A 26,338-nucleotide genomic window follows, 5' to 3' on the forward strand; every position below is an offset into this window, starting at 1 on the left:
CTCCGACGTCGGTCAGCTCGCTCACCCGCTTCCGTCCCTGGGGGCGGGTGAGCGCGTTCACGGCGGCCCTGGCGGTGGCCCCGGCGGCTCCGTGGCGACGGCCCGTCGGGGCCACCCCAGCCGTCCCCGAGCGGCGGCCCCTCAGGCCGTACGGTCCAGCGTCCCGTCCAGGATCCGGGCCCACTGCTCGACGACGCGGGCCCGGCGCGCCGTGTCGTCGGTCAGAAGGTTCGCCAGACCCAGCCCGCGCGCCATGTCCAGCAGCCCCTGAACGGTCTCCCTGACGCCCGGCCGGCTCTCGTCCGCGCCGAGCAGTTCCACGGCCATCCGGTGCGTCTCACGGCCCACCCGGGCCTCCAGCGCGGTCACCCGCTTCTTCAGCGGCTCGCCGCCCGCCTCCGCCGCGGAGTCGTCCGGCAGCGTGGAGGCCGCCACCCAGAGCTGGAGCGCGGCCCGGAACAGCGGACCGGTGTAGAGGTCGACGAGCTGCTCGACGATCATCCAGGTGCGGGTGGGCGTACCGGGCTCCGGAAGGTCGCGGGTGAACTCCCGCAGCGCGCCCGACCGCATCTCGGCCACGTGCTCGACCGCCGCGGTGAACAGGTCCTCGCGGGTGGGGAAGTGGTGCTGGGCCGCGCCCCGGGAGACCCCGGCCCGCTCGGCGACCACCATGACGGTGCTGCCGCTCCAGCCGTGCTCGGCCAGGCAGGCCACCGCGGCCTCCAGCAGGCGCTGCCGGGTGGCCCGGCTGCGGTCCTGCTTGGGGTCGCGTACGGCTGCCCGGCCGGTCACCGCGCCCACTCCGGGCTCCGTCGTTCCAGGAAGGCGGTCATGCCCTCGCGGGCCTCGTCCGAGGTGAACAACCGGGCGGACGTCGCGGCCAGTCCCTCGGTGTCCCGGTCGAAGGCGCGCAGCACGCCGGCGGTCGCGAGCCGCTTGGACTCGGCCAGGCCCTGCGGGGAGCCCTTGCGCAGCCCGTCGAGGATCGGTTCCAGCGCCGCGTCCACGTCGTCGGCGGCCAGCGTCAGCAGGCCGATACGGGCCGCCTCCGCCGCGTCGAACCGCTCGCCGGTGAGGTAGTAGCGGCCCACCGCCCGCGCGTCGAGCCGGGGCAGCAGCGGCAGCGAGATCACGGCGGGGGCCAGCCCGAGCCGCGCCTCGGTGAACGCGAAGCGGGCGCCGCTTTCCGCGACGGTGATGTCGCAGGAGCCCATCAGGCCGATGCCGCCCGCCATCGCGTGGCCGGTCAGGCGGGCGACGACGGGTTTGGGCAGCTCCACGATCGTGCGCATGAGCCGGGCGAGCCCCAGCGGTGCGGCCGTCCCGGCCACGCCCGACCGCGCCTCGCTCAGGTCGGCGCCCGCGCAGAACGTGGAGCCGGTGTGGGTCAGGACCACCGCCCGCGTCTCCTCGTCCGCGGCCGCCGCCTCCAGTCCCTCGGACAACTGGGCCACCAGGCGCGAGGAGAGCGCGTTGCGGTTGCGCGGCGAGTCGAGGGTCAGGGTGGTGATGCCGCGTTCGCGGGTGCGGTGCACCAGTGGCTGCTGCGCCGCCTGCGCCGCGCCCGCGTCCGTACCGCCGGCGCCCGCTGTCGCCGCGCCGGTCCCCGCCGCGGCCTCCGCCCCGTCCGCCGCATCCGTCACGTTCCGTGTCATGAGGGCGCTGAACTCCTTTCCCGGTCCCGCAGTTCGCGCCGGAGCACCTTGCCGCTCACGGCGCGGGGCACCGTGTCGAGAAACTCGACCCGGCGCACCTTCTTGTAGGGCGCGACCCGCTCGGCAACGTACGCCATGACCTCCTCGCCGCTGATCGCCGCCCCTTGCTGCGGGACGACGTACGCCTTGGGGATCTCGTTGCCGTCACCGTCCGTCACCCCGACCACGGCCGCGTCCGCGATCCGTTCGTGGGTGAGCAGGACGGCCTCCAGTTCGGCGGGCGCGACCTGGTAGCCCTTGTACTTGATCAGTTCCTTGACGCGGTCGACGACGAAGAGCCAGCCGTCGTCGTCCACCCGGCCCACGTCGCCGGTGTGCAGCCAGCCGTCCTCGTCGACGATCGCGGCGGTGGCCTCCTGCTGCCCGAGGTAGCCCTTCATCACCTGGGGGCCCCGGATGACGATCTCGCCCTCCTCGCCCGGCCCCGCTTCCTTTGCCGGGTCGTCGAGGGAGACCAGCCGCATCTGCGTGTTCGGGATCAGCTTCCCGACGGTTCCGGGCGGTGCGTCGCGCGCGCGGCGCGGCACCACGTGCGTGCCCGGGGAGAGTTCGGTCATCCCGTACGCCTGCATGATCGGCGGAAGTCCGAGCCGGCGCGAACAGACCGTGGCGAGTTCGGCGTCGAGCGGTGCCGCCGAGCAGACGATGTACTCCAGGGACGACAGGTCGTGGCTGTCGACCGCCGGGTGCTTGGCGAGCGCCAGCACGATGGGCGGGGCCACATAGAGGGCGTTGACCCGGTGCTTCTCGATGGCGGCCAGGAACTGGCCGAGGTCGAAGCGGGGCAGGACGACGACCGTGGCGCCGGTGCGCAGCGGGGCGTTGAGCAGGGCCGTGAGGCCGTAGATGTGGAAGAACGGCAGGACGGCCAGGGCCCGGTCGCCGGGTCCGCTGGGCACGAGGGCGCTGAGCTGCGCGAGGTTGGTGGCGATGCTGCGGTGGGTGAGCATCACGCCCTTGGGTATGCCGGTCGTCCCGGAGGAGTACGGCAGGGCGGCCAGGTCCTCGGCCGGGTCGATCGTGACGTTCGGTTCCGGCGCCGTCGAGGCCAGCATGTCGAGGACGGAGCGGTGCCCGTCGGCGCTGTCGCAGACGAGGATCTCCCGTACGCCGCCCGCCCGTTCGGCCGCCCGGCGGGCCGTGTCGAGCAGCGGTGAGACGGTGACGATCCACCGCGCCCCGCTGTCGCGGAGCTGGCGGGCGAACTCCTCGGCGGTGGCGAGCGGATGGACGGTGGTGACGGCGGCTCCGGCGCGGGTGGCCCCGTAGAAGACCGCCGGGAAGACGATCGTGTTGGGGCTGTGCAGCGCGAGGACGTCGCCCTTGCGCACGCCCGACTCGGCGAACGCGGCCGCGATACGGCGGGTGAAGCGGTCGAGCCGGGCGTGGCTGAGGGTCGTGCCGTCCACGCCGTCGATCAGCGCGGGCAGGTCGCCGAAATCGGCGGCCCGGCCGAGGACGGCGTCGTGGATGGGCTGGTCGATGGGCGGGACATCGGCGTACTCACTGCGGAACACCATGGCGATCCCTTTCGACGTCGGTGCCGGACGAGAGCCGGGCGGGGCCCGGGCTCGTGGCGGACGAGTACCGGGCCGGTGCCTGGCGCGTGGTGCCGGTGGAGCAGCGGTGGGACACCACCGTTCGCCGTATCAGTACGACTTGGGGAGACCGAGGGACTGGTGCGAGACGAAGTTGAGGATCATCTCCCGGCTGACGGGGGCGATCCTGGCCACGCGCGAGGCGGTGATCAGCTTGGCGAGGCCGTACTCGCGGGTGAGGCCGTTGCCGCCGAGCGTGTGGACGGCCTGGTCGACGGCGCGGGCGGCGGCCTCGGCGGCCGCGTACTTGGCCATGTTCGCCGCCTCGCCCGCGCCCATGTCGTCGCCCGCGTCGTAGAGATGGGCGGCCTTCTGCGTCATCAGCCGGGCGAGCTCGATCTCGATGTGCGCCTGGGCGAGGGGGTGGGCGATGGCCTGGTGGGCGCCGATGGGATCCTTCCAGACCGTACGGGTCTTGGCGTAGTCCAGGGCCCGGCCGAGTGCGTTGCGGCCCATGCCGAGGGCGAAGGCGGCGGTCATGATGCGCTCGGGGTTGAGCCCGGCGAACAGCTGGAGGAGACCGGCGTCCCCGTCGCCGACAAGGGCCTCGGCAGGGAGCCGTACGTCATCCAGCACCAGCTCGAACTGCTTCTCCGGAGCGGAGAGTTCCATGTCGATCGGGTTGTACCGGAAACCCGGGGTGTCGCGGTCCACGATGAACAGGCAGGGCTTGAGTCTGCCCGTACGGGCGTCCTCGGTGCGGCCCACGATCAGCGTGGCGTCGGCGAAGTCCACCCCGGAGATGAACACCTTGCGGCCGGTGAGCAGCCAGTCGCTCCCGTCGCGGCGGGCGGTGGTGACGATGCGGTGGGAGTTGGAGCCGGCGTCGGGCTCGGTGATGCCGAACGCCATCAGCTTGCTGCCGTCGGCGAATCCCGGCAGCCACCGCCGCTTCTGCTCCTCGGTGCCGAAGCGTGCGATGACGGTGCCGCAGATGGCCGGCGAGACGACCATCATCAGCAGCGGGCAGCCCGCGGCGCCCAGTTCCTCCAGGACGATGGACAGCTCGACGATGCCGCCGCCCCCGCCGCCGTACTCCTCGGGGAGGTTGACGCCGAGGTAGCCCAGCTTGGCGGCCTCGGCCCACAGTTCGTCGGTGTGCCGGCCCTCGCGGGTGACGGTGTTGAAGTAGTCGTGTCCGTAGCGGGCGCCGAGCGCGGCGACGGCGGCGCGGAGGTCCTTGTTCTCGGCGGACTCGATGACAGCGGTCATGCGGGACTCCTCCTCGGGCGGGGCGGGTGAGGTGCGCGGAGCAAGGGGGGTGACGTACGCGGGAGTTCGGGGCGGCGGTCCGTGGGGGCAGCGGGTCGGCGGGCTACGTACCGTCGGCCGGCGCGGCGGGGTCCGCCGCTTCGGTGACGACGGCGAGGAGCGCGCCGACCTCGACCTGGCGGCCCGGTACGGCGTGCAGTTCGGTGAGCGTTCCGGCGGTGGGCGCGGAGACCTTGTGCTCCATCTTCATCGCCTCCAGCCAGAGCAGCGGCTGTCCGGCGGCGACGGTGTCGCCGACCGCGACCTCCGCCACGCGGACCACCGTTCCCGGCATCGGTGCGAGCAGTGAGCCGGGCTCGGTACGGGCGGTGGGTTCGGGGAAGCGGGACAGGGCGGTGAAGGCGAAGGTGCCGAGCGGGGAGTCGACGTGCAGGCGCGTGCCGTAGGAGGCGACGCGGAACTCCCGCCGGACGCCCTCGACTTCGAGGACGACCCGGGCCGGGGCCGTGGCGAGCAGCCGTACCCCGGGGCAGTCCTCCACCGTCAGGCCGTCGCGGGTGAGGCGGTAGCGCACCTCGTGCTCGGTGCCGTCGGGCTCGCCGCGGTAGCGCTTGGACTGGGGCTGGGAGGGGACGTTGCGCCAGCCGCCGAGGCGGGCGGTGACGGTCGCGGGGGCGGAGCCGGTCGATCCGCCGGACGGCGCCGCTCCGCCGGAGCGTGCGGCGCTGCCGGAGCGTGCGGCGGCACCGGACCGGGTCGCGGCGTCCGCGAGCGCGGCGGCCAGGGCCGAGACCCGTACGGCCGAGGGGCCCGGAGCGGACGGACTGTCGCCGCCCTCGGTGAGCCCGGACAGATTGCGCTCCAGCCAGCCGGTGTCGAACCGGACGTCCCCGAACTCGGGGTGCCGCAGGGCGCGTACGAGCAGTTCGCGGTTGGTGACGGGCCCGTGGAGGCGGGCGCGTTCCAGGGCGCGGGCGAGCTTGCGGACGGCCTCGGCCCGCGTCGGGGCCCAGGCGATGACCTTCGCGATCATCGGGTCGTAGTGGACCCCGATCTCGTCGCCGTCCGCGTAGCCGGAGTCGACGCGCAGGCCGCCGTTTCCGCCCGCGGGCTGGTCCACCGCGAAGCGGTGCAGCACACCGGTCTGCGGTTGCCACCCGCGCGCGGGGTCCTCCGCGTAAAGCCGCGCCTCGATCGCATGGCCCGAGGGTTCCGGCGGCGCGTCCGCCAGCAGCCCGCCCTCGGCGACGCGCAGTTGCAGGGCGACGAGGTCGAGGCCGAACACCTCCTCCGTCACCGGGTGTTCGACCTGGAGGCGGGTGTTCATCTCCAGGAAGTACGGGCGTCCGTCCGCGGAGACGAGGAACTCGACCGTGCCCGCGCCCGTGTAGCCGATGGCACGCGCGGCACCGGCGGCCGACGTGTGCAGCCTGCGCCGCAGCGCGTCGCCGAGACCGGGGGCGGGGGCCTCCTCGATGACCTTCTGGTGGCGGCGCTGGAGGGAGCAGTCGCGGGTGCCGAGCGCCCACACCGTGCCGTCGCCGTCGGCGAGGATCTGCACCTCGACGTGGCGGCCGTGTTCGACGTACGGCTCGGCGAAGACCTCGCCGTCGCCGAAGGCGGAGGCGGCCTCGGCCGCGGCGGCCTTCAACTCCTCGGGCAGGGCGTCGAGTTCGCGGACGACCCGCATACCCCGTCCGCCGCCGCCCGCCGCCGCCTTCACCAGCAGCGGCAGATCGGCCTCGGTGGCGGCGTCCGGGTCGACGGGGGCGAGCAGCGGCACGCCCGCCTCGCGCATCAGCTCCTTGGCGCGTGTCTTGGAGGCCATGGCCTCGATCGCGTCCGGCGACGGGCCGATCCAGGTCAGGCCGGCGTCGAGGACGGCGCGCGCGAACCCGGCGTTCTCCGACAGGAATCCGTAGCCCGGATGGACGGCGTCGGCGCCGGCGGCGAGGGCGGCCTTCACGATCAGATCGCCGCGCAGATACGTCTCGGCGGGCGCATTTCCTGGCAGCCGTACGGCCGCGTCCGCCTCCATGACGTGCGGCGCGTCCGCGTCCGCGTCGGAGTGCACGGCCACGGTGGCGATGCCCAGTTCGCGGCAGGTGCGGAAGACGCGGCGGGCGATCTCGCCGCGGTTCGCGACGAGGACGGACTGGATCACCTGGGCCCCTCGGGTCGATGCGGTCACGATGCTCCTCACCTGCCTCACATCCGGAAGACGCCGAAACCGCGGGCGCCTTCGACGGGAGCGGTGTGGATGGCCGAAAGGCAGAGGCCGAGCACGGTGCGGGTGTCGCGCGGATCGATGACCCCGTCGTCGTACAGCCGGCCGGACAGGAACATGGGCAGCGACTCCGACTCGATCTGCTGCTCCACCATGGCGCGCAGGGCCGCGTCCGCCTCGTCGTCGTACGGCTGCCCCTTGGCCGCCGCCGACTCGCGCGCCACGATCGACAGCACGCCCGCGAGCTGCTGCGGGCCCATGACGGCCGACTTGGCGCTGGGCCAGGCGAAGAGGAAACGCGGGTCGTAGGCGCGGCCGCACATGCCGTAGTGGCCGGCTCCGTAGCTCGCGCCCATCAGCACGGACAGATGCGGGACCTTCGAGTTGGACACCGCGTTGATCATCATCGAGCCGTGCTTGATGATGCCGCCCTGCTCGTACTCCCGGCCCACCATGTAGCCGGTGGTGTTGTGCAGGAAGACCAGCGGGATGTCGCGCTGGTTGGCGAGCTGGATGAACTGCGCGGCCTTCTGGGACTCCTCGCTGAACAGCACACCCTGCGCGTTGGCGAGGATGCCGACCGGGTAGCCGTGGAGCGCCGCCCAGCCCGTCACCAGGCTGGGCCCGTACAGCGGCTTGAACTCGTCGAAGTCGGAGCCGTCGGCGACACGGGCGATGACCTCGCGCGGGTCGAAGGGCACCTTGAGGTCGCCGGGGACGATGCCGAGGAGTTCGTCCTCGTCGTACTTCGGCGGCTCGGCGACCGGCGGGCTGCCGTACGCCTTGCGCCAGTTGAGGCGGGCGACGACGCGTCGGGCCTGGCGCAGCGCGTCGGGCTCGTCGACCGCGAAGTAGTCGGCGAGGCCGGAGGTACGGGCGTGCATCTCCGCGCCGCCGAGCGACTCGTCGTCGCTCTCCTCACCTGTCGCCATCTTGACCAGGGGCGGCCCGCCGAGGAAGACCTTCGACCGCTCCTTGACCATGATCACGTGATCGGACATGCCGGGCACGTACGCGCCGCCGGCCGTCGAGTTGCCGAACACCACGGCGATCGTGGGGATCCCGGCGGCGGACAGCCGGGTGAGATCCCGGAACACCGCCCCGCCCGGGATGAAGATCTCCTTCTGGCTCGGCAGGTCGGCGCCGCCGGACTCGACAAGGCTGACCAGCGGGAGCCGGTTGGCGAACGCGACCTCGTGCGCGCGCAGCGCCTTCTTCAGCGTCCACGGATTGCTGGCCCCGCCGCGTACGGTCGGGTCGCTCGCCGTCACCACGCACTCGACGCCCTCGACGACGCCGATGCCGGTGACCATGGACGCGCCGACCTTGTAGTCGCTGCCCCACGCGGCGAGCGGCGACAGCTCCAGGAACGGGGTGTCCGGGTCGAGCAGCAGCTCGATGCGTTCACGGGCCAGCAGCTTGCCGCGCTTGCGGTGGCGGGCGACGTACTTCTCGCCGCCGCCCTCCACCGCCTTGGCGTGCTCGGTCTCCAGCTCGGCGAGCTTGGCGAGCATCGCCTCGCGGTGCGCGGTGTGGTCGGGGCCCGTCGGGTCGAGCGCGGACGCGAGGACGGTCACAGCAGTACCTCCGGGATGTCCAGGTGGCGTGAGCGCAGCCACTCCCCCAGCGCCTTGGCCTGCGGGTCGAAACGGGCCTGGGAGGCGACGCCCTCCCCCAGCAGCCCGTCGACGGTGAAGTTGAGCGCGCGGAGGTTGGGCAGGACGTGGCGGGTGACGGCCAGGTCCCGTGTCTCGGGCAGCAGTTCGCGGAAGCGCTCCACGGTCAGGGTGTGCGCGAGCCAGCGCCACGCCTCCTCCGAGCGCGCCCACACGCCCGTATTGGCGCTGCCGCCCTTGTCGCCGCTGCGGGCGCCCGCCACCAGGCCGAGCGGCGCGCGACGCGTCGGTCCCGGCGGCAACGGATCGGGCAGGGAGGGCTGTTCGGGCTCGGCGAGCTCACGGGTCCGCGGCGCCGGCGGGACACTCACGCGCCGCCCGTCCGGCAGCACCGCCGTGTGGGGGACGTCGGCCGCGTCCACGAAGGCCGCCTCGAAGACTCCGTACGGGGAGCCCTTGCCGGGCGGCGCCGTGACGTGGAAGCCGGGGTAGCTGGCGAGGCCCAGTTCGATGGCGGCGCTGCTCACCGCCCTGCCGACGGCCTCCGCGTCGGGGTCGCGGACCACCAGCCGCAGCAGCGCGCTCGCCTCCTCCTCCACCTCGGCATCGGCCCGGTCCGTACGGGCGAGGGTCCACCGCACCTCGGCCGGGCGGCGCTTGGCGAACCCGGCCTCCATCTGGTCCTTCACCAGCGCGGCCTTGTCCTCGACGCCCAGGCCGGTGAGGACGAAGACGACCTCGTTGCGCCAGCCGCCGATACGGGTGAGGCCGGTCTTGAGGGTCGGCGGCGGCGCCTCTCCGCGGACGCCGCCGATCCTGACCCGGTCCGGCCCCTCCTGGGTGAGCCGTACGGAGTCCAGGCGCGCGGTCACGTCCGGCCCGGCGTAGCGGGGGCCCGCGGTCTCGTAGAGGAGCTGCGCGGTGACGGTGCCGACGGTGACGGCACCGCCGGTGTCAGGGTGCTTGGTGATGACGGACGAGCCGTCCTCGTGGATCTCGGCGAGCGGGAAACCGGGGCGGCGCACGTCGTGCTCGGCGAAGAAGGCGTAGTTGCCGCCGGTGGTCTGGGTGCCGCACTCCAGGACGTGGCCGGCGACGACGGCTCCCGCGAGGGCGTCCCAGGCATCGGGCGCCCAGCCGAAGTGGGCGGCGGCGGGGCCCGTGACCAGGGCGGCGTCGGTGACCCGGCCGGTGACGACGACGTCCGCGCCCTCGCGCAGGCACGCGGCGATGCCGGCGCCCCCGAGGTAGGCGTTGGCGGTGAGCACGCCGGGGCCCCAGTCACGGGCCTCGCGCAGGTCGTCGCCCTCGACATGGGCGACGCGTACGGGGACGCCGACGCGATCGGCCAACTCCCGTATCGCGTCGGCCAGTCCGGCCGGGTTCAGCCCGCCCGCGTTGGTGACGATGCGCACGCCCCGGTCGGCTGCCAGGCCGAGCCCCTCCTCGAGCTGCCGCAGGAAGGTCTTGGCGTAGCCGAACCCCGGGTCCTTCATGCGGTCGCGGCCGAGGATGAGCATGGTCAGCTCGGCGAGGTAGTCGCCGGTGAGGATGTCGAGCGGGCCGCCGGTGAGCATCTCGCGGACGGCGTCGAAGCGGTCGCCGTAGAAGCCGGAGGCGTTGCCGATCCGGAGGGGGGCGGTCCCGCCGCCGGGCAGGGAGCCGGTGGGGGGCGGGCCCGAGGTCGCGCCGTTGGGGGTCACGCCTCGCCCCCGGCCGTACCGGTGTCGCCGGACGGGTCGGTGTCGCCGGACGGGTCGGTGTCGCCGGACGGGTCGGTGTCGCCGGACCGGGCCGGTTCACGGCCCTGGCCGGGCGGTCCCGCGAACGCCTGGGCGATGTCGAGCCAGTGGTCGGCGTCCGCTCCCTCGGCGCGTACGGCGAGGTCGGCACGGTGGGCGCGCTGCGTGGCCAGCAGGCAGAAGTCGAGCGCGGGCCCGGTGACGCGCTGGGCGGCGTCCGGCGGGCCGAAGGCCCACAACGACCCGTCGGGAGCGGTGAGTTCGACCCGGAACTCCTCCTCGGGCGGAGTCTCCCCGCGCATGAAGTACGCGTACCCGCGCGCCCTGACGCCGATCCGCGCAATGTGGCGCAGACGGGCCGTCGGGGTACGCCGGACGCCGAGCGTGTCGGCGATGTCCTGACCGTGGGCCCAGGTCTCCATCAGCCGCCCGGTCGCCATCGAGGCGACGCTCATGGTGGTCAGGAACCAGGGCATCTTGACGTCCCACGGGTGCTCGGAGAGCGCCCGCTGCACCGCCCGCCGGTTCTCGCGCCAGCGCTCCAGCAGCTCGGCGGGCGGCAGTTCCGCACCACGTGCGGCCGCTTCGTCGACGAAGGTGTCCGGCGAGGCCATCGCCTTCTCCGCCTCGCGGGCGAAGGCCCCGGGCTCGGTGGCGGACTTCACCGCCTGCTCGTCGGTCCAAGCGAGATGGGCGATCTGGTGGGCGATGGTCCACCCGGGGGCGGGCGTGGGCGCGGCCCACTCCGCGGGACTCAGCCCCGCGACGATCCGGTCGAGGTCTTCCCCTTCGGCATGCAGGTCGTCGACCACAACTCCCGGGTCGGCCACGGTGCGCTCCCCTCATCGGCAGGCGGTGTTCTGCGGGAATGGCACGTCGACGCCATGCCGGCGAGCGGCCCCGCGGTGGCGTCGGTGAGCAGCAGCGTGGCAGCAGCCGAAGAAACAATCAAGCATGCTTGCATGATTTTCTGCCAGTGGCGGGAAGGCGACAAGGCCGCCGTTCCACGACAGTTGATGACACTGTGCGGCGATGTGAACGACGTGTCCCATTACGCATGGTGGGCGGCATTCGCACCCCGCACGGGCCGCCGGCGACCCGGCGTGCGCTCCGTGCGCCCAGGCGCCCAGGCGCCCAGGCGCCCAGGCGCCCAGGCGCCCCGCCGTTCGCATGGCGCTGGGCGGCCGGGTCATTCACCGAGCAGGCGGTCGTCCCGGTGCGCTCCGTAGAAGTCGGCCTGGCGCGCCATGATGTCGCGCATCGGCGTACCGCGCGGCGAGCCGTACACCGTGCCGGGGAAGTCGAGGCCGCGCTGCAGTTCCCACAGCTCCTCGTGCCGGTCCGGCGAGAAGAGCTGCGCCGGGTCGCCCGCGGCGATCCAGCCGATCGGTACCACAGTGCCGGGCGCGAGGCGCGAGTTGACGTGGAGGACGCTGTTGATGCGGAGTTCGGCACCGGTGCCCGCGACCGCGCCGGGGAACAGCGAGGCACCGGTCGCGACGAAGACCTCGTCCTCCACGGTCGCGCCGTTGACATGGGCGTGCGGTCCGATGAGCACGGCGTCGCCCAGCAGCGCCGGGTGCGCCGCGCGCCCCCGCACGAGTGCGTTCTCCATGACGACCACGTCCGCGCCCGTCCGCACCTCGCCGTTCTCGGCGGTGAGGACGGCGCCGTGCAGCACCCGCGCCCGTTCGCCCAGGACGACCGCTCCGCACAGCACGGCGGACGGCGCGACGTACGCCGACTCCGGAACCACGGGCCGCTTGCCGCGATGCTCCAGCAACATGCGCCGCAGCCTAGGGCCTGCGGTCCGCAGCCCTGCCGGGGCACGCCCGTCCTGACACGCGGCACTCCCGTCCTGACGCGTCGCCCGGCGGACCCGCATGTACGGACCCGCATGTACGGACCCGCATGTACGGGCCCGCATGTACGGACCCGACGGGCAGACGGCGGCGTCCCGCGCGGCGCACGGGCGCCTGATCCGTCCGGAGGATCCACCAGTGACCGGGCCGGACATCCACGGCTGACCGGAACGCCAGGGGAGGTTGTTGCCGATCTGTACGCCGGTGGCGGGTAATTGAGCATCGGGCCGGGCGGGGGACGCGGCTGAGCTCGGCGTCCGCAGGGACGGCCGTCGTCCGGTTGCGCACTTGGCGGCTTCGCGGGGCGGGCGGGTGGGGGCCGGGGCGGACTGCTTGTTGCGGCTGGGCCCCCTGCCAGACAGCCGGTGGTGGGCCGTGTTGCGCATCGGGCCGGGCAGAGACACGGCTGAGCCCGGCGTCCACAGGGACGGCCGTCGTCCGGCAGCGGCGATCGTCCGGCAGCGCGACGACGGAACCGGGTCGTCGATCTGGGCCGGTGCCCGGTGTCCCGTTTTCGGAATGCTTGACCGGAAGCAAGTGCTGAAGCAGGCGAGTTCACAACAGGTGCCGGAAGCGAGCGCCGGCCCGAGCGGGCCCGCTGCAACCTCGGCTCATCACCGACCGCAGCGCGGACGCGGACCTCGGCCAATCCCCGGGCGCCCCGATGCTCAATCCTTGCGCCGCTGGCGCGAGACGACACAGAAACCGAAGCGACGGGCACGAGACCGACCGAACCAGCCCGACCCCCACCACAGCCCGGACGCGGACACGGACGTGGACGTGGACGTGGAATCGGACGTGGACACAGACAAGGCAGGACACGGACACGACGCAAACGGGAATGCAGCGCCGTGTTCGTATCCTGCCGATTCCCCTGACTTTTCGGGGCACTTGCCCCCCCCGGGCCATTCCCAGGGAGCACCGCATCGGCACAGCGCATGCGGGGAGGCGAGCGCTGTGCCGATGGGGCCGAATGAGCCGTAGGCCCGGCGGGCCGATGAGCCGTAGCCCGGCGGGCCGGTGGCCTTACGGGCGGTCAGCCCTTCAGCGGCCGAGCTTCGCCTTCAGCTTCTTGCCCTCGGGGGACTCGGCCAGCGTGTCCCAGAGCTTGGCGGAGCTGACAGAGGTGTAGACGCCCGGGGCGCCCTGGCCGGCGCAGCCGTCACCGTAGGAGACGATGCCGATCTGGATCTGCTGCTCGCGGCCGGGGACGGTGCGGAACATCGGGCCGCCGCTGTCGCCCTGGCAGGAGTCCTTGCCCTCGACGCCGGCGCAGATGTTGACCTTGCTGTTGTAGCTGTCGTAGCTGACCTTGCACTCGTCGTGCGAGAGCAGCGGCACCTTCACCTCGCGCAGCCGGTCCGGGAAGTGCGGCATGTCGGTGTCGGTGTTGCCCCAGCCGGTGACGGTGGCCTTGGCGCCGGGGCGGATCAGGGCGTCGGTGCCCGGGGTGGGGAGCTTGACGGGGGCAATGCCCCTGACGGGCTTGGCCAGTTCGACGAAGGCCATGTCGTAGGCCGAGTCGCCCTTGGTGTAGCGGGGATGGACGACGATGCCGCCGGGGTCCCCCTGGCCCTCGGACGGGCGGGCGTTGCGGATCTGGCCCTGCTGGGAGTTGGAGAGCTGGGTGCGGCCGACGGCGACCTGCAGGTCCTTGGCCTTCATGCCCTCGACGCAGTGGGCGGCGGTCATCACGATGTCCTGGCTGATGAGGCTGCCGCCGCAGAACTGGCGCTTGAGCGCGCTGCCGGAGCCCTTCTCGAGGAGGGCCGTCATGAAGGGGTACGCGTCGTTGGACACGTCGCCGCCGCCGATGATGCGGGCGCTGGGCTTGGAACGCTCGCCGTCCGGCGACGACGCGCCGGCCTGCGCTGCCGGGGCGGCAGCGGCGACCAGAACCGCCGCGGCGGCCGATGCCAGGCCCGCGGCGGCTATGCGCTTGGCACGGCGGCGCGAAAGGGAATTTCTCATGGGGGGTGGCTCCACTTCTGCGGAAAACGAATTCGGGCAGGCCGTCGAAGGGCTCGCGAGCGCATGCGTCCATGCCTCGACATCAGAGCCCAACCGGCTTGCGGAGATGCGATGTTGGGAAACGCTAGAACTCTATCCGTCCCCGCGTCAAAGAATTCCCCACAGAAATGCGGTCGTTCGGGATCGTGCAGGATTGAAGAAATTGGCGGGACGTTCGTCCCGCCAATTCCTCAGACGCCGTACCGGGCCGCCGGGTTCAGTCGTTCCGCGGATTTCTCAGACCGTCGGCGAGCACCTCGGCGAGATGCCGGCCGGGCCGTGCCCCGAGCTCTGTGAGCTGCGTCCGGCAGGAGAAGCCGTCGGCGAGGATCTCGGTCTCGGGCGAGGCGGACCTCACGGTGGGGAGGAGTTGTTCCTCCGCGCAGGCGCGCGATACGTCGTAGTGGCCGCGCTCGAAGCCGAAGTTGCCCGCGAGGCCGCAGCAGCCTCCGCTCAACTCGCCGGTGAGGCCCGCACGTCGACGGAGCTTGCGCTCGGCCTCGTCCCCCAGGACGGCATGCTGATGGCAATGGGTCTGGCCCGCCACCGGACGGTCGATACGGGGCGGCTCCCAGTCGGGGGCGAGCCGGTCCAGCGCCTGCGCGAAGGTGACCACGGACGAGGCGAGCCGGGCGGCCCGCGGATCCTCTCCGCCCACCAGCTCCGGCAGGTCGGTCCGCAGTGCGGCCGTGCAGCTGGGTTCGAGCCCGACGACGGGGAGGCCCGCGTCGAGGGCCGGGGCGATGACGTCGAGCGTTCGGCGCATGACCTTGCGGGCGCGGTCGAGTTGCCCGGTCGAGACCCAGGTCAGGCCGCAGCACACGCCCTTCGGCGGCAGGACGACCCGTACCCCGGCGGCTTCGAGCACGGCGACCGCGTCGCGGCCGACGGACGGGGAGAGGTAGTTGGTGAAGGTGTCGGGCCACAGCAGAACCGTGGGGAGCGCACCGGCCGAGGCGTCCGGCGTCCGCTCACGGCCGTCGCTCACCGCCGTAGGGCCCAGGGAGTGCGCGGTCGGCCGGTCCCGCCACCACCGTGTGAACGGCTCGGGGGCCAGTTCCGGGATCGTCCGCTCGGGCGCGATGCCGCCGAGCCGCTTCGCCAGACCCGCCAACGGCCCTGTCCGCGCTGCCGCGTTGGCCGCCCGGCTCAGTCGCAGCGCGGCCGTGGAGCGCAGCCAGACCGGCAGCCACCCCATCGCGTAGTGCGCCGCCGGACGCACCCGCCCCTCGTAGTGGTGGTGCAGGAACTCCGCCTTGTACGTGGCCATGTCGACGCCCACCGGACAGTCGGACCGGCACCCCTTGCAGGACAGGCACAGGTCCAGCGCCTCGCGGACCTCCTCCGAGCGCCACCCGTCCGTGACGACCTCGCCGCCGAGCATCTCGTGCAGCAGCCGGGCCCGCCCGCGCGTGGAGTGCTGCTCCTCCCCCGTCGCCCGGAACGACGGGCACATCACCGCGGCTCCGCTCACCGACGTCGTACGGCACTTGGCGACGCCGACGCACCGGCGCACCGCCGCGGAGAAGTCCCCGCCGTCGTGCGGGTATCCGAAGGCGACTTCGACAGGTTCGCGCGGCAGCACATCGAAGCGGAGGTTCTCGTCCAGCCGGTTCGGGCGAGCGAGGATGCCGGGGTTCAGCCCGTTCGCCGGATCCCACAGATCCTTGAACTCCTCGAAGGCGCCGACCAGTTCGGGCCCGTACATCCGCGGCAGCAGCTCCGCCCGCGCCTGCCCGTCGCCGTGCTCGCCCGAGAGGGAGCCGCCGTGGGTGACGACGAGGTCGGCGAGGTCGGCGGAGAACGTGCGGAAGCGCCGCTTGCCCTCCTCGCTGAGCAGATCGAAGTCGAGCCGGATGTGGATGCAGCCGTCGCCGAAGTGCCCGTACGGCGTGCCGCGCAGCCCGTGCTGGGTCATCAGCTCCCGGAAGTCCCGCAGATACCCGCCGAGCCGGGCGGGCGGCACCGCGCAGTCCTCCCAGCCGGGCCACGCCTCACTGCCGTCGGGCATACGCGTCGCCGTGCCCGAGGCGTCCTCCCGGATGCGCCACAGGGCACGCTGCCCTGCCGGATCCGTGACGAGCGCGTGGTCCGTGGTGCCCCCGGCCGCCGCCCGGCACAACTCCTCGGCGCGCGCCCGCGCCTCCTCCGGTGTGGCGCCGCCGACCTCGGTGAACAGCCATGCCCCACCCTTCGGCAGACCGGCCCCGGCCACCCCGGGCACGAGGTCGGAGGCCATGCCCTCGACCGTCAGGGGGCCGTACGGGAGGAGGGTGTGCGCCGCGTCCGCGGCCGCCCCCTCGTCCTCGTACGCCAGCACGGCCAGCACGCGGGCGCCCGGCGCGGGCACGAGCCCCACCACCGCCTCGGTGAGCACGCCGAGCGTGCCCTCGCTGCCGGTGAAGGCGCGCGCCCAGTCGGTTCCGTTCTCGGGGAGGAGCGCGTCGAGGGCGTAGCCGGAGATACGGCGCGGCAGGTCGGGGAAGCCGGTACGCAGCCGGGCGAGGTGGCCGTCCACGATCCGCGCGGCTCCCTCGCGGAGACGGGCGGGGACCTGCGTCGCGGAAACCCCGAAACCGCCTCGCCCTTCGCGGGCGAGCCGGGCGCGCTCTCCCGCGTAGGTGAGGACGTCCAGCTCGCGCACATTGTCGGCCGTCGTGCCCCAGGCGACCGAGTGCGAGCCGCAGGAGTTGTTGCCGATCATGCCGCCGATCGTGCAGCGGTTGTGGGTCGAGGGGTCGGGGCCGAACGTCAGCCCGTGCGGTCCTGCGGCGCGGCGCACGTCGTCGCAGATGACACCGGGCTGGACGACGGCGGTACGGGCATCCGCGTCGACCGAGAGGATCCGGTTCATATGGCGGGTGAAGTCGAGCACGACGCCGGTGCCGGTCGCCTGCCCGGCGATCGAGGTGCCGCTGCCGCGCGCCACGACCGGCACCCCGTGCTCGCGGCAGACGGCGAGCGTCGCGGCGACGTCGTCGGCGTCGCGGGGGGCGACGACCGCGTCGGGCACCCGCCGGTAGTTCGACGCGTCCATGGTCATCAGCGCCCGGCTCGCGACGGCGGAGGAGACCTCGCCGCGCACCGCCTTCCGTAGCGCTCCTGCCAGATTCCGAGGATCGCTCATGCGACCAAGCCTGCCCGAAACCGGGCCGCGCGCACCTGACGATGCGCGCTGTTCCGTCGCGCGGCGGGTCGCGGGCGGGGCGGGGGAGGCGGCAGCCGGGTCAGGCGGGGGCGGCCGCCACGTCGTCCGGCTCCTCGTCCTCCAGGCTCCAGGCGAGGACGGCCGTGGGCATCCAGACCATCATCAACAGGATCAGGTACGCGGCCATGAAGACCATCCGGAGCGGATGGGGCTGGTCCGTGAAAGCGACGAGGGGGAAGGCGCCGAAGAGGACGAGCGCCTGAGCGGCCGTCGTGACGCCGTAGGCACGCCGGTACGCGCTGTGCACCTGCTGGAGCTGCAACTCGTCGAGCAGTTCGGACGGGGCGAGCGAGAGGGCTCTGGTGCCGCGCCGGGCGAACCAGCGGAGCGCCACCGGCAGGACGATCCAGCCGCAGGCCACCGGGAGTCCCGGGAACCCATCGGCCAGCGCCGTGGTGAGAACCAGGGTGACGGCGACGAGCGCCAGGGCGACGAGCAGGAGGCGCCGGGTGCGGCGCCGCAGCTGGGGCGTCGGGGCGGTCTGTCCGCGCAGGAACAGGCTGTGGTCGCGCAGCAGGGTGTTGAACCTCATGGTGTGTTCTCCTCCGGGGAGGCGGTATGGCGTGGGGGGGGCGGCGGCCGGGGAGTCGCCGGAGGTGAGGGCGTCCCAGGGGAGCCGGGGGGGACGCGGGGAGGTCGCTCGCGGGGCGGGGGTGCGCCGATGCGCCGTGTCCGCGCGGGTCAGGCGGGGACGGCCGCCGCGTCGTCCGGATGCTCGTCCGGCTCCTCGTCCTCCAGGCGCCAGGCGAGGACGGCCGTGGGCATCCAGATCATCATCTCCAGGACGAGAAACGCGCCCAGGAAGACGATCCGGAGCGGGTGAGGCTGGACCGTGAAGACGACGAAGGGGAAGACGCCGAGGGCGAGGACTGCCAGAGCAGCCGTCGTGACGCCATAGGCACGCCGGTACGCGCTGTGCACCTGCTGGAGCTGCAGCTCGTCGAGCAGTTCGGAGGGGGCGAGCGTCAGCGCCCTGGTGCCACGCCAGGCGAGCCAGCGGAACGTCCCCTGAAGGACGACCAGGCCGATGAGCACCGGGAATCCCAGGTTCACCTCGGACAGCAACGACCCGGTCAGCAGGGCGACCACCGCAAGTGCCAGGGCGACGAGCATGATGCGCCGGGTGCGGCGGCGCAGCTGCGGCTCGGGGGCCGTCTGCCCGAGCAGGAACAGGCGGTCGTTGCGCAGCAGGGTGTTGAACTTCATGGCGTGTTCTCCTCCGGGGAGGCGGATATGACGTGGGTGCCCGCCGCGTCCGGGGAGTCGCCGGAGGTGAGGGCGTCCCCGGTGAGCCGGGGGAACGGGCGCGGGGAGAAGACGGCCTCGACGGGCAGGCCGAAGCAGCCGCAGATGCGGAAGACCAGTTCGAGGCTGGGGTTGTAGTCGCCCCGCTCCAGATAGCCGATCGTCTGGTAGTTCACGCCGGTGACCTCGGCGAGATCACGGCGCGACCAGCCTCGCTCGGCACGCAGCATCGCGAGCCGGTTGTAGATCCGGATCTCCTGATCCTCGGACCCTCGTGCTTTCCTCATGCGGCAGAGTGTTGCATTTATACAACACACTGGTCAACCAAAACAGCAGAAGGTCCATGAGGTGCAGACAACAGCGGCCGGGGGAACGGGAGTTGAACACCTCCACCGATTCCGAACCCCATCCGATCCCCGCTCCGCGTCCCGCAGCATCCGGCCCGCCGCCCCGCTCCGCTCCCGGCCGATGCCCCGCCCCACGTCCCGATCACGTCTCGGATGCCCGGCCGATGACCCGGCCCCCGCCCCGCCCCCGCCCCGCCCCGCGTCCCGCCCCACGTCTCGGTCCATGGACCGCACCCCCGGCGACCGGGCTGAACGGATTAGGCTTCGGACCGTGGCTGAGATCCGGATTCCCACTGACATCAAGCCCGCCGACGGTCGCTTCGGCTCGGGCCCGTCCAAGGTGCGGACGGAGGCGCTCAGCGCCCTGGCCGCCACCGGCGACTCCCTCCTGGGCACCTCGCACCGCCAGGCTCCGGTGAAGAACCTGGTCGGCCGGGTGCGGGACGGCGTACGCGCCCTGTTCTCGCTGCCCGACGACTACGAGGTGGTCCTCGGCAACGGCGGCTCGACCGCCTTCTGGGACATCGCCACCCACGGCCTGATCGAGACCAAGTCGCAGCACCTCTCCTTCGGCGAGTTCTCCTCGAAGTTCGCCAAGGCCGCGAAGCTCGCGCCCTGGCTGGAGGATCCGACCGTCATCGCCTCCGACCCCGGCACGCACCCGCAGCCGCGGGCCGAGGCGGGCGTCGACGTGTACGCCCTCACGCACAACGAGACCTCGACCGGTGTCGCCGCGCCCCTGAAGCGGGTGGCCGGAGCCGACGAGGGTTCACTCGTCCTGGTGGACGCGACCTCCGGCGCCGGCGGCCTGCCCGTCGACATCCGCGAGACGGACGTCTACTACTTCGCGCCGCAGAAGTCCTTCGCCGCCGACGGCGGTCTGTGGCTGGCGGCCTTCTCGCCCGCCGCCCTGGAGCGCGCCGCCCGCGTCCACGCCTCGGGCCGGCATGTGCCGGAGTTCTTCTCGCTGCCGACCGCGATCGACAACTCCAAGAAGAACCAGACGTACAACACCCCCGCCCTCGCGACGCTCTTCCTGCTCGCCGACCAGCTCGACTGGATGAACGGGCAAGGCGGTCTGTCCTGGGCCACCGAGCGGACCGCGGACTCCTCCTCGCGCCTGTACGGGTGGGCGGAGAAGGTCTCGTACGCCACGCCGTTCGTCTCCGACCCGGCCCAGCGCTCGCAGGTCGTCGGCACGATCGACTTCACCGACGACATCGATGCGTCAGCCATCGCCAAGACGCTGCGCGCGAACGGGATCGTGGACACCGACCCGTACCGCAAGCTGGGCCGCAACCAGCTCCGGGTCGCGATGTTCCCGGCCGTCGACCCGGCCGACGTGGAGGCGCTGACCGCCTGCATCGACTACGTGGTCGACAAGCTCTAGCGACAGCGGGCCCAGCCGCAGGCGAGAGACGGAACAGGCCGTACGCGAGAGAGGGGCCCCGGCGCGATCTGCGCCCGGGGCCCTCTCCACGACCACCACCCGCCTTCGCGAACACCCCGCCGCGCAATGGACGATCCCCGGATGACGGTCCGCCCGCCCTGTGCCTCCATGGAGGAATGGCCACTCCAGGACTCGCCCCCTTCGTGCGGCAGGGCTGCATCCTGCTGAGCACGCGCAAGCGCGACGGCACGACCGTCGGTACACCCGTGCACATCGCCGTCGAGGGCGACCACGCGTACATCCGGACCTTCGGCAAGGCGGGCAAGGCGAAGCGGATGCGGAACTTCCCCGATGTGGAGATCGCGCCCTCCACCCGCCGCGGCAGGCCGACCGGACCGGCCCTGAAGGCGCGCGTGCGCCTGCTGGAGCAGGGCAGCCGGGAGAACACGCACGCGGCCGAGCTGATCGAGCGCAAGTACCCGGTGGTGCAGCGCTTCATGGTCCCCGCGGCGCACCGGCTGCAACGGGACACGACCCTGCACTACGAGCTGCGGCTGACGGACGAGGACGCGTCCTCGTAGCGCCCGGGGAGGGCTCCCACGGAGCGGGCGGGGGGGCCTCCGCGGAGCCGGGCAGCCGCCCGCTCCACGACCCGCTCGGCGCCTCGGCGTCAACGCCCGGCGCCTCCGCGCTTCCGCACCTCCGTGCTTCCGCCCGTCAGCGACGGCGGATCAGCCGCCGCAGCCCGAGGGCCAGCACCGCGGCCGCGGCGAAGGTGAGAGCCCCGACCACCAGGTTCCGGTCCTGGTCACCGTCGGCTCCGCCCCCGTCGCCATTCTTCCCGTCCCCGCCGTCCTGCTCGTCCTCGGCCGCCTCGGCCGCCGAGACCGGCAGCATCTTCCCGTGCAGCGCCACCCGCGTGACCCGGCTCTGCGCGCCCTCCGTCCCGTACATCAGCGCGGCCCCGTCCGGCGTGAAGGACACCGACTCGCCCTGGCGCTGCATGGGCAGGCTCGGCCGGCCCACGGGTGCGACCTTGCCGTCCGACGACCAGCTGTAGGCGCGCGCCTCGAAGTAGCTGCGCACCACCAGCCGTGTGCCGTCGGGCGAGAACGCGCCGTCGGTCGCCCAGAGGTCGATGCCGGCGATCCGCTTGAAGGTGTTCACTCCGGACGCGGACAGCTCGGCCGGTCCTTCGTACAGCCCGCCGCCCTCCTCGTTCTTGCTGACGATGTAGACCCGGCCGGTCTTCGGATGGACCATCAGGGACTCGGCGTCGCGGGGCCCTCCGTCGTAGCGGACGGTGTACCGGACGGGCGTGACGGTGGTGTCCTTCAGCTTCTTCGGCTCGGGAAAGCGGTAGATCCAGACCTCGGGCCAGGTGCCGCCGAGGTTGTCGCCGATGTCCCCGACGTAGACCTGGCCGTCGGGGCCGACCGACACCGCCTCGACGTCGCGCGGGTCGATGCCCTTCAGGGTGACGGTCGCGACCGTACGGCCCGTGGCGCTGTCCACGGCGTAGACGTACGGGCCGTCGTCGCTGTCGTTGTGCGTCCAGAACACCCCGGGATGCGCCCGGCTCGCGGCCAGCCCGCTCGATTCCGTTATCCGCTTGTCCTCGATGGTGAAGGACTGCGGTGACCCGGCGTCCGCCGCGGCCGGAACGGCGGCGGGGAGGACCAGGGCGACGGCGGCCAGGACGGCGGCGCCGAGGCCGCGAGCAAGCGAAGGCATGCCCCAAGATTGCCATCCGGGCCGGGCGGCCCGTCACCACGGGCGGACCCGGGACGTGTCCCCGCCCCGGCTTGCGCCCCCTGAGGCTTCGCAGCGCCAAGCCCCGGCGCGGGCCCGGGCGGTGGCCCGTACGGCGGGGGCCCGCTCGGGGTGGCCAGTGTCACGTCGCAGGTCGGGGAGCCGATCCGCGATGATGTTCCGGTGCGGATGATGCTCGTCGGCGACTCGATGACGATCGGCAGCGCGGGTGAGCACACCTGGCGCCACCGAATGTGGCAGCACTTGGGGCGCGCGCCCGGCGGCCCGTACCAGTTCGTCGGACCGCGCACCGGCCTCCACGACCCCCTCGCCGGCGCCCCGGTCTCCCACGACTACGCCGACCCGGCCTTCCCCGAGGACGCGCGGCGCCATCTCGCGGGCTGGGGCGAGGGGTGGCTGCACATGGCGCCGCTGATCCGGGACGCGGTCGCCACGCACCGCGCCGACGTGCTGCTCGTCTCGCTCGGTCTGATCGATCTCGGCTTCTACACCGACGCCGAACGCACCGCGGCCAACGTACGCCGCTTCGTGACGGAGGCGCGGTCGGCCGATCCGCGGATCCGCATCGTCGCCCTCCCCGTCATCCCCAACGTCCGCGCCCGCACCGACGCGCCGTTCGATGCCACATGCGAGCGCTTCAACACCCTGCTGGCCACGGCGTTCGCCGACCTCGCCACCCCGGCCTCACCGCTCGTGCTGGCCTCGCCCCCCGCCGACTGGGTCATGGAGCAGGACACATACGACGGGACCCACCCCAGCGCGTCCGGGGAGCACAAGCTCGCGGCAGCCTTCGCCGACGCCATGCACCGCGCGTGGCAGCTGGGCGCGCCCTACCGCATCGGCAGCCTGGTGGTGGCCGAACCCGCGTGACCCCCGCTTCCCCGCGCCCGGCTACGCTCCTGCGGCCGGAGACCACTTCAGGGGCCGGAGAACACTTCAGGGGGAGGACGCGGATGCAGTCGGCATTCGACCAGTACGAGCGGGAGATGTGGGCCGGGCGGGCCGATGCCTACGGGCGTACGTTCGCGCGGTTGTGTGCGCACCTGGTGCCGCGACTGCTCGATGCCGCGGACGTCACGGCGGGCCTGCACGTACTCGACGTCGGCACGGGCACCGGCAGTGTCGCGGCTGCCGCCGCCGCCCGCGGCGCCCGCGTCACCGCCGTCGACGCAGATGCGCAGATGGTCGACGCGGCACGGCGCGCCGTCCCCGGTGCCGCCGTCCGGCAGGCGACGCTGCCCCGACTGCCTTTCGGGGACGGCACGTTCGACGCGGTGACCGGGAACTTCGTGGTCAACCACGTCGGCGATGCGGGGACGGCCCTCGCGGAGATGCGCCGCGTCCTGCGCCCCGGCGGTCGCCTGGCCGTCACCATCTGACGCCACCCGGCCGAGGCCGGACAGGCACTGCTCTGGCGGGCCGTGGAAGCGGCGGGTGTCGAGAAGCCCGAACTCCCCCGGGTCGAGGCCGACTTCCCGCGGACCGAGGAGGGCTTCGCGGAGCTGCTGACCGGGGCCGGGCTGGGCGCGGTGTCCTGTGCCTCCGTCGTCTGGGACCACCGGGAGGATCCGGAGACGTGGTGGTCGGGCGCGGCGGAGGGAATCGCGACCATCGGACTCGTCCTCGGCCGCCTGTCCCCGGACGTCCGTGCGGCCGTCAAGGTCCACTACGAGCGGCTGGCCGCCGGATTCGCCCGCCCCGACGGCACCCTCGCCCTCCCGCACGCCGCGCTGCTCGCCCACGGCTCCGGCTGAGCCCGCCCTCCGCGGGAGCAGGCGAAAGCACGGCGGCGGCGCCGGACACGTAGGGGCCACCGGCGTACGACGGCAGCCCCGGGCACGTCCGGCCAACGGGCCGCGTCGGCACCGCGGAGAGCCCGTCATCCTGCGCGCCCGGACGCCTCGACGCTTGCTTCGAGCGCGCTCCAAGGCGTTGGCTTGTCTCCCATGAAGTACACGCAGCTCGGACGCACCGGACTGAAGGTCAGCCGCCTGGTCCTCGGCACGATGAACTTCGGGCCCGTCACCGACGAGGCCGAGAGCCACACGATCATGGACGCCGCCCTCGACGCGGGCGTCAACTTCTACGACACCGCCAACGTCTACGGCTGGGGCGAGAACAAGGGCCGCACCGAGGAGATCCTCGGCTCGTGGTTCGCGCAGGGCGGCGGGCGCCGCGAGAAGGCCGTGCTCGCCACCAAGGTGTACGGGAACATGGGCGGCTCCGGCTCCCCCTGGCCCAATCAGGACAAGCTCTCCGCCCTCAACATCCGCCGCGCCGTCGAGGCCAGCCTCAAGCGGCTGGGCACCGACCACATCGACCTCTACCAGTTCCACCACATCGACCGGGACACGCCCTGGGACGAGATCTGGCAGGCGATCGACGTCCTGATCCAGCAGGGCAAGATCCTCTACGCCGGGTCGAGCAACTTCGCCGGGTGGAACATCGCCCAGGCCAACGAGACCGCCCGCCGCCGCACGACGTACGGCCTGGTCAGCGAGCAGTGCCTCTACAACCTCGCCGAGCGCCGCGCCGAGATGGAGGTCATTCCGGCAGCGCGGGCGTACGGCCTCGGCGTCATTGCCTGGTCACCGCTGCACGGCGGGCTGCTGGGCGGGGCGATCCGCAAGGAGAGCGCGGGCGGAGGCTCGCGCAGCGGGACGGGACGGTCGTCCGACGCGCTGAAGAACACCCAGCAGCGCGAGCAGATCCAGGCGTACGAGGACCTGCTCGACAAGCACGGCCTGGAGCCCGGCGAGGTCGCTCTCGCCTGGCTGCTCACGCGGCCGGGCGTGACCGGCCCGATCGTGGGCCCGCGTACGGCAGGACAGCTGGAGTCCGCGCTGCGGGCCGTCGAGTTGGAGCTGTCGGACGAACTGCTGGCCTCGCTCGACGAGATCTTCCCCGGGCCGGGGACCTCGCCGGAGGCCTTCGCCTGGTAGGAGCCGGCGAGACGGTGGGAATCCGGGCCGGGTCCCCGTACGTCGGGGGCGCGGTCCGGTCCCGTGTCCAGGGCCGCACCGGGCCTGGGCAGAGCGGAATGGGGCGTCCCGGTTGTCGCGCCCCGCTCAGCCGAGTGCGGCCGCCAGGATCACCACGACGAGTATCACGACGAGGGTCCCGCTCACGATCCGGCTTCTGGTCTTGGCATCCACGCTCCGAGACTAACGGGGCGCACAGGGGCCCCCGCGCCCAGGTGCGGCCATGACCGCCTGCCCGGGAACGGCACATGCCCCGGCCCCGCTCGCGTGACCCCGCGGATCCGCACGGGTCAGCCGCCGAGCGCCCACGCCCTCACCGTCTCGTAGCGCGGCCTCTCGCCCGGACGGCCACCGACCGGCAGATTGCTGCGGACCAGGCACAGCTCACCCGCCGTCCACGGCTGGCCCTCGAACTCCGCGAGCGCGTCGACGAACGGCCGCAGATCCTCGTCCGCACGGTTCCGCGCGAGGGTCAGATGCGGGGTGTACGAGCGGTGCTCCTCCCGGGAGATCCCCGCGCGACGCCCCGCCGCCACGGCCCCGTCGGCCAGCCGGGCCATCTCCGTACGGTCGCCCTCGGCGCCCGCCCACAGCGCGCGGTGCCCGAACCGCCCGCCGTGGCGGAGCCGCAGCTCGAACGGTTCGCGGCGGGCGGCCGCCCGGCCGAGGCGGGTCTCCAGCTCCGCCACCACGCCGTCCTCGACCTCGCCGTAGAAGGCGAGCGTGAAGTGCCAGCCCGGCTCTCCCGTCCAGCTCAGCCGGTCGGCTCCGGGCATCTGCCGCAACGTCCTGACCTCGTCGGCCAGTTCGACGACGGCCGTATCCGGCGGAAGAATCGCTGCGAAGAGTCTCATCGGCCTAGTCTCACCCGGATGAAGATCCGGCAGGGCGGGACCGACGACATCCCCGCGATACTCACGATGCTCGACCGCGCCGTCGCCTGGCTCGTCGAGGAAGGCCGTACCGGACAGTGGGGAACCGAGCCGTGGTCGACCCGGCCCCGGGGTGCGGAGAAGGTCGCGGAGCTCGTCCGCTCGGGCACCCCGTGGCTGGCCGAGGTGGACGGAGTGCCCGCGGGCACCCTCGTCCTCGCTCCGCATCCGTCCGATCCCATCCCGCGGGCCGAGGAGCCCGAGGTCTTCGTGCGTCTGCTGGTCACCGACCGGCGCTACGCGGGCCACGGCGTGGGGAGCGCGCTGCTCGCGCACGCCGTCGAGGAGGCCCGGCGGCAAGCCATCTCCCTGGTGCGCGTGGACTGCTACGCGGGCGGGGGCGGCCGTCTGGTCGACTACTACCAGCGCAACGGCTTCACGCCCACCGAGACCATGACGATCGGGGAATGGCCCGGACAGCTCCTGGAACAACGGGTCCTCTGACATCGACCGGGGCGGCAGGGCACGTACAGCGAAGGC

23 protein-coding genes are annotated in these 26,338 nt (G+C 72.9%); 7 read left to right on the forward strand and 16 right to left on the reverse strand.

Annotated elements, in window-relative coordinates:
* Window positions 1-141: 141 nt before the first annotated feature.
* From ACGFNH_RS18940 to ACGFNH_RS19005, 14 genes are all read right to left on the reverse strand, one after another.
* Complete coding sequence (locus ACGFNH_RS18940; protein WP_393655057.1) at window positions 142-801, reverse strand: TetR/AcrR family transcriptional regulator; 660 nt, start codon at window positions 799-801, stop codon at window positions 142-144.
* Window positions 789-1,655: an enoyl-CoA hydratase family protein gene (locus tag ACGFNH_RS18945; protein WP_393655059.1), complete on the reverse strand. Its 867-nt coding sequence runs from the start codon at window positions 1,653-1,655 to the stop codon at window positions 789-791. Before ACGFNH_RS18945 ends, ACGFNH_RS18940 begins: the two co-directional genes overlap by 13 nt.
* Window positions 1,652-3,232 carry a 4-coumarate--CoA ligase family protein gene (locus ACGFNH_RS18950; RefSeq protein ID WP_393655419.1) on the reverse strand — a complete coding sequence of 527 codons (1,581 nt, stop codon included), beginning with the start codon at window positions 3,230-3,232 and terminating at the stop codon, window positions 1,652-1,654. Before ACGFNH_RS18950 ends, ACGFNH_RS18945 begins: the two co-directional genes overlap by 4 nt.
* Window positions 3,233-3,364: 132 nt before the next feature.
* Window positions 3,365-4,525, reverse strand: coding sequence for an acyl-CoA dehydrogenase family protein (locus ACGFNH_RS18955; RefSeq protein ID WP_393655061.1), 1,161 nt, complete (start codon window positions 4,523-4,525; stop codon window positions 3,365-3,367).
* 103 nt (window positions 4,526-4,628) lie between these two features.
* On the reverse strand, window positions 4,629-6,689 hold the full coding sequence (locus tag ACGFNH_RS18960) for a biotin carboxylase N-terminal domain-containing protein (protein ID WP_393655421.1): 2,061 nt from the start codon (window positions 6,687-6,689) through the stop codon (window positions 4,629-4,631).
* Window positions 6,690-6,733: 44 nt separating this feature from the next.
* Entirely contained in the window at window positions 6,734-8,329 is a 1,596-nt protein-coding gene (locus ACGFNH_RS18965) for an acyl-CoA carboxylase subunit beta (protein WP_393655063.1), read from the reverse strand.
* Complete coding sequence (locus tag ACGFNH_RS18970) at window positions 8,326-10,026, reverse strand: acyclic terpene utilization AtuA family protein (protein ID WP_393655423.1); 1,701 nt, start codon at window positions 10,024-10,026, stop codon at window positions 8,326-8,328. The genes ACGFNH_RS18965 and ACGFNH_RS18970 overlap by 4 nt, the downstream gene beginning before the upstream one ends.
* A 41-nt stretch (window positions 10,027-10,067) precedes the next feature.
* Entirely contained in the window at window positions 10,068-10,940 is an 873-nt protein-coding gene (locus tag ACGFNH_RS18975; RefSeq protein ID WP_393655065.1) for a TIGR03084 family metal-binding protein, read from the reverse strand.
* 359 nt (window positions 10,941-11,299) lie between these two features.
* Window positions 11,300-11,896, reverse strand: coding sequence for a gamma carbonic anhydrase family protein (locus ACGFNH_RS18980; protein ID WP_393655067.1), 597 nt, complete (start codon window positions 11,894-11,896; stop codon window positions 11,300-11,302).
* A gap of 1,120 nt (window positions 11,897-13,016) precedes the next feature.
* The gene (locus tag ACGFNH_RS18985; protein WP_393655069.1) at window positions 13,017-13,943 is read right to left on the reverse strand and encodes a S1 family peptidase; all 927 of its coding nucleotides are present in this window, start codon (window positions 13,941-13,943) and stop codon (window positions 13,017-13,019) included.
* A 256-nt stretch (window positions 13,944-14,199) separates the two neighbouring features.
* Window positions 14,200-17,109: an FAD-binding and (Fe-S)-binding domain-containing protein gene (locus ACGFNH_RS18990; RefSeq protein ID WP_393655071.1), complete on the reverse strand. Its 2,910-nt coding sequence runs from the start codon at window positions 17,107-17,109 to the stop codon at window positions 14,200-14,202.
* Window positions 17,110-17,209: 100 nt separating this feature from the next.
* Complete coding sequence (locus ACGFNH_RS18995) at window positions 17,210-17,722, reverse strand: hypothetical protein (RefSeq protein WP_393655073.1); 513 nt, start codon at window positions 17,720-17,722, stop codon at window positions 17,210-17,212.
* Between the two features lie 149 nt (window positions 17,723-17,871).
* Complete coding sequence (locus ACGFNH_RS19000; RefSeq protein WP_393655075.1) at window positions 17,872-18,396, reverse strand: hypothetical protein; 525 nt, start codon at window positions 18,394-18,396, stop codon at window positions 17,872-17,874.
* Window positions 18,393-18,722 (reverse strand): helix-turn-helix transcriptional regulator, encoded by a 330-nt coding sequence (locus ACGFNH_RS19005; RefSeq protein ID WP_393655077.1) that lies wholly within the window; start codon window positions 18,720-18,722, stop codon window positions 18,393-18,395. The genes ACGFNH_RS19000 and ACGFNH_RS19005 overlap by 4 nt, the downstream gene beginning before the upstream one ends.
* 331 nt (window positions 18,723-19,053) lie before the next feature.
* Between ACGFNH_RS19005 and serC the strand changes: the two genes are divergently transcribed.
* Entirely contained in the window at window positions 19,054-20,172 is a 1,119-nt protein-coding gene (gene serC, locus ACGFNH_RS19010; protein ID WP_393655079.1) for a phosphoserine transaminase, read from the forward strand.
* 176 nt (window positions 20,173-20,348) lie between these two features.
* Window positions 20,349-20,753 (forward strand): PPOX class F420-dependent oxidoreductase, encoded by a 405-nt coding sequence (locus ACGFNH_RS19015; RefSeq protein WP_393655081.1) that lies wholly within the window; start codon window positions 20,349-20,351, stop codon window positions 20,751-20,753.
* Window positions 20,754-20,889: 136 nt separating this feature from the next.
* On the opposite strand, the gene ACGFNH_RS19020 is transcribed toward ACGFNH_RS19015, so the two are convergent.
* Entirely contained in the window at window positions 20,890-21,906 is a 1,017-nt protein-coding gene (locus ACGFNH_RS19020) for a hypothetical protein (RefSeq protein WP_393655083.1), read from the reverse strand.
* Window positions 21,907-22,056: 150 nt separating this feature from the next.
* On the opposite strand from ACGFNH_RS19020, the gene ACGFNH_RS19025 reads away from it, so the two are divergent.
* From ACGFNH_RS19025 to ACGFNH_RS19040, 4 genes are all read left to right on the forward strand, one after another.
* Complete coding sequence (locus ACGFNH_RS19025; protein ID WP_393655085.1) at window positions 22,057-22,815, forward strand: GDSL-type esterase/lipase family protein; 759 nt, start codon at window positions 22,057-22,059, stop codon at window positions 22,813-22,815.
* A gap of 83 nt (window positions 22,816-22,898) precedes the next feature.
* Complete coding sequence (locus ACGFNH_RS19030; RefSeq protein ID WP_393655087.1) at window positions 22,899-23,324, forward strand: class I SAM-dependent methyltransferase; 426 nt, start codon at window positions 22,899-22,901, stop codon at window positions 23,322-23,324.
* Between the two features lie 42 nt (window positions 23,325-23,366).
* The gene (locus ACGFNH_RS19035) at window positions 23,367-23,699 is read left to right on the forward strand and encodes a hypothetical protein (RefSeq protein WP_393655089.1); all 333 of its coding nucleotides are present in this window, start codon (window positions 23,367-23,369) and stop codon (window positions 23,697-23,699) included.
* 192 nt (window positions 23,700-23,891) lie between these two features.
* On the forward strand, window positions 23,892-24,887 hold the full coding sequence (locus ACGFNH_RS19040) for an aldo/keto reductase (RefSeq protein WP_393655091.1): 996 nt from the start codon (window positions 23,892-23,894) through the stop codon (window positions 24,885-24,887).
* Window positions 24,888-25,216: 329 nt separating this feature from the next.
* Here the strand turns inward: ACGFNH_RS19040 and thpR are convergent, their stop codons facing one another.
* Complete coding sequence (gene thpR / locus ACGFNH_RS19045; protein WP_393655093.1) at window positions 25,217-25,780, reverse strand: RNA 2',3'-cyclic phosphodiesterase; 564 nt, start codon at window positions 25,778-25,780, stop codon at window positions 25,217-25,219.
* A gap of 18 nt (window positions 25,781-25,798) precedes the next feature.
* Between thpR and ACGFNH_RS19050 the strand changes: the two genes are divergently transcribed.
* Complete coding sequence (locus tag ACGFNH_RS19050) at window positions 25,799-26,302, forward strand: GNAT family N-acetyltransferase (protein ID WP_393655095.1); 504 nt, start codon at window positions 25,799-25,801, stop codon at window positions 26,300-26,302.
* Window positions 26,303-26,338: the final 36 nt, after the last annotated feature.

Source organism: Streptomyces sp. NPDC048639, from assembly GCF_043199075.1.
Taxonomy (GTDB): domain Bacteria; phylum Actinomycetota; class Actinomycetes; order Streptomycetales; family Streptomycetaceae; genus Streptomyces.